The sequence below is a fragment of the Longimicrobium sp. genome (assembly GCF_036280135.1).
In the GTDB taxonomy this organism is placed as follows: domain Bacteria; phylum Gemmatimonadota; class Gemmatimonadetes; order Longimicrobiales; family Longimicrobiaceae; genus Longimicrobium.
Map to the genome: position 1 here is coordinate 1 of NZ_DASURI010000182.1, position 3,583 is coordinate 3,583.

Annotated in this window: 2 protein-coding genes; both read right to left on the reverse strand. The window is 74.7% G+C overall.

Annotated features, from left to right (window positions below; genetic code table 11):
* The coding region (locus tag VFZ20_RS05355) for an aminotransferase class V-fold PLP-dependent enzyme (protein ID WP_329682805.1) at positions 1-1,468 on the reverse strand (1,468 nt) is incomplete at its 3' end.
* Positions 1,465-3,583: MupA/Atu3671 family FMN-dependent luciferase-like monooxygenase (locus tag VFZ20_RS05360; RefSeq protein ID WP_329682806.1), on the reverse strand; the 2,119-nt coding region annotated here is incomplete at its 5' end. The genes VFZ20_RS05360 and VFZ20_RS05355, both read right to left, overlap by 4 nt.

The window sequence follows — 3,583 nt, forward strand, 5'->3', positions numbered from 1 at the left end:
CGGCCTCGGCCCGCCACTCGGCGGGGACGTAGCGGTAGAGGACCACGTTGAGGTGCGGCGCCGAGAGCAGCTCGAAGTCGTCACGGGCGCGGACGGCGTCGGCCAGGTAGCGCGCCCGGGCGATGCCCTCGTCGATAAGCCACCCGTACCCGTCGTGGCCGATGAGCTCCAGGGCCGCGTGCAGCAGCAGCGACATGGCGCCCCGCGAACCCTCCAGCGAGCGCTGCCCCAGGTCCGCCGAGCCGGCGCGGGCCGTGTACGCCGCGTGCTTCTCGATCTGCCGGGCCAGCGCCGGGTCGCGCAGGAACACCATGCCGATGCCCATGGGCAGGTACAGCTGCTTGTGCCCGTCGAACGTCACCGTGTCCGCCCGCTCGATGCCGGCCAGGATGGACCGGTGCGCGTCGGAGAAGACCGTGGGCCCGCCCCACGCGGCGTCCACGTGAAAGTGCGCGCCGCACGCCGCCGCCAGGTCCGCCACGGCGTCCAGGTCGTCCACGCTGCCGCTGTCCGTGCTCCCCGCCACGCCCACGAGCGCCAGGACGAGCTTGCCCTCCGCGCGGCAGCGGGCCACGGCGGCCCGCATGGCGTCCAGGTCCACGCGCCCCTCGGCGTCCGTGGCCACGCGGACCAGGTCGTCCGTGCCCAGCCCCAGGAGGCCCATCCCCTTCTCGAAGGAGTAGTGCATCTGCGCGCTGCCGATGACGGCGGCGCCGCGGTACCCGTAGTGCGCCAGGGCGGCCGCCGTCCCCGCCGCGTCCACGCCGCGGAACGTGCCGTCGGGGCCCAGGCGGGCGTTGCGGGCGCAGGCCAGGGCCGTGACGTTGGCCAGCGTGCCCCCGGAGGTGATGATGCCCAGCGTGCCGGCGTGGTCCTGCACGTGCCGGTCGTAGAACGCGGCGGGCAGGCCGTAGATCAGCCGGTGGAGACGCGCCAGCGCCTGCCGCTCGCAAAAGGTGAGGACGCGCGACGTCTCCATCTTCACCACGTTCTGGTTCATGGCCGTCATCAGCCGCACCAGGGGACGCAGGAAGAAGGGGAGCGACGACGTCATGTGGCCGATGAACCGCGGCGACGACACGCGGATGGTGTGCGGCACCACCTCGGCGTCCAGGTAGTCCAGGTAGTCGTCCGCGTCGCGGGGCTGGCGCGGCAGGCGGGTGTCGGCGAAGCGCTCGGCCCGGCCCTCCAGCACGCCGGGGGAGCTGGTGGTCTCGTCGCGCAGGTACGCGCGCACCATCTCGGCCACGCGGGCCTCGAGCTCCTCCTCGTCGGCCAGGGCGTCGGCGCCGGGGGCGAACATCCGCCGCACCCGCTCCGCCACGGCCTCGCGCCCCGCGCCGTCCCGGGCCGCGCCCGGCACGGGCCACAGGCGCAGTGCGGGCACTTCGGGCGTATTGCTCCGGTTCTCCACGTCGGTGCTCTCGTGCAGGGGGGTGGCGGGAATGGATGCGGGGTCCGGGCTCATGCGCCCTCCAGGGCGCCCAGCAGCTCGGCCAGGTCGCCGTCGCTGAGCGCGTCCAGCAGCTGCGCCTCTACCGCGGCCGCCATGGCCGACAGCGTGGGGGCGCGGAACAGGTCGGGGACGGACAGGTCGGCGCCCAGACGGGTGCGCACGCGGGACAGCAGGCGCACGGCCGCCAGGGAGTTGCCGCCCAGGGCAAAGAAGCTGTCGTGGCGGCCCACCCGGGACGCGCGCAGCACCTCGCGCCAGATGGCGGCCAGGTCCGCCTCCGTCCCCGGCTGGGGCTCCGTGAAGCCGGCCGGCGCCAGGGCGTCCAGGGGATCGGGGAGGGCGCGGCGGTCCACCTTGCCGTTGGGCAGGCGGGGCAGCTCCGGGAGCAGCACCAGGCGGTCCGGCAGCAGGTACGCCGGCAGGCGCGACGCCAGGAAGGCGCGCAGCTTGACGGCCTCTTCCGCCGTGTCGGCCCGCGCGGGTTCGGGCGCGGGGCGGCGGGTGCGCAGCATCAGTCCGTGCAGGTCGCCCAGCGCCTCCAGCGTCCGCTCGGTGGACACGCCGAAGTCGATGAGGCAGGCCACCTCGTCCACGCCCATCTCCTCCAGCCGGCGGAGCGTCTCCATGCACTTCTCCGGCGTGCCCATGAGCGACGACGTGCGGTAGTAGCGCTCGAAGGCAAACTCCAGCAGCTGCTCGTGCTGGCGTTCGTCCTCCATCCGCACGCCCATCTCCAGCGAGTCGATGACGGTGCGAAAGAGCCCCGTGTGGGCCCGCATGTACTCCAGGAAGGGCCCGCGGACGGCCCCCAGGACGGCGTCCTCCGTGGGTCCCACGAAGGTGTGCAGCATCATGGCGACCCGGCCGGCGGCGGGGTCGTGGCCGTGCTCGGCGCGGGCGCGGCGGTACAGGGCGATGCGCTCGGCCGCCTCGTCCAGCGTCATCCCCAGCAGGGCCGTGAGCACGTTGAGCCCCAGGGCGCCGGCCCGCGCGAACATGGCGGGGTCCGCCGTGCAGGTGAGCCAGATGGGCAGCTCGGCCTGGACGGGACGGGGAAAGACGCGCAGCTCCACGTCCTTGCCCACGCCGTCCTTGACGGGCACGGCCCCGCCCCGCCACAGGGTGCGCACGGTCTCGATCCCCTGGAACATCACCTCGCGCTTGGCGGCGAAGTGCTCGGGGAGAAGGGCGAAGTCGTTGGGCACCCAGCCGGAGGTGACGGCCATCCCCGCCCGGCCGCCGGACAGGTTGTCCACCACGGCCCACTCCTCGGCCACGCGCAGGGGGTTGTGCAGGGGGAGCACCACGCTGCCGGCCCGCAGCTGCACGTGCCTGGTCTGCACGGCGAGGGCGGCGGACAGCACGGACGGGTTGGGATACAGGCCGGCCACCTCGTGAAAGTGGCGCTCCGGCGTCCACACGGCCTCGAAGCCGTGCGTGTCGGCGAACTTTGCCCCCTCCAGGTACAGGCGGTAGCGCTCGTCGCCGGAGCCGCCCGCCGTGGACTCGTCCGCGGCGAAGTAGAAGAGGGAGAACTTCATTCCCGTCTCCGCCGGCGCCGCCGCGGCGGCCTCGTCCGCCTGCAGGTAGGCCACCAGCTCGCCGTCGCCGGCGGCCGTCTCGCGGGCCACCACCACGGCGTCGCGCAGCGCGGGGTAGTCGCGCAGCACGGCCTCGACCTCGCCGGGCTCCACGCGGCTGCCGCGCACCTTGACCTGCGCGTCGCGGCGGCCCAGGTACTCCAGGGCGCCGTCCGCGCGGTGGCGGGCCAGGTCGCCCGTGTCGAACAGCCGCGCGCCGGGCAGGCCGCCGAAGGGATCGGGGACAAAGCGCTCGGCCGTCATCCCCGGGCGGCCGGCGTAGCCGCGGGCCAGCACGGCGCCGCCCACGTACAGGCGGCCGGCCACGCCGGGCGGCACGGGGCGCATCCCCCCGTCCAGCACGTAGACGCGGGCGCCGGCGATGGGGCGTCCGATGGGCACGGCGGGCAGCTCCGCGCGCAGCAGCGCGTGCGCCGTCACGTCCGCCGCCACCTCCGTGGACCCGTACAGGTTCAGCAGGCGGCACTCCGGCCAGGCGCGAAAGGCACGCTCCACGAGGTCCGCCGGCAGCCGCTCGCCGCTGGAG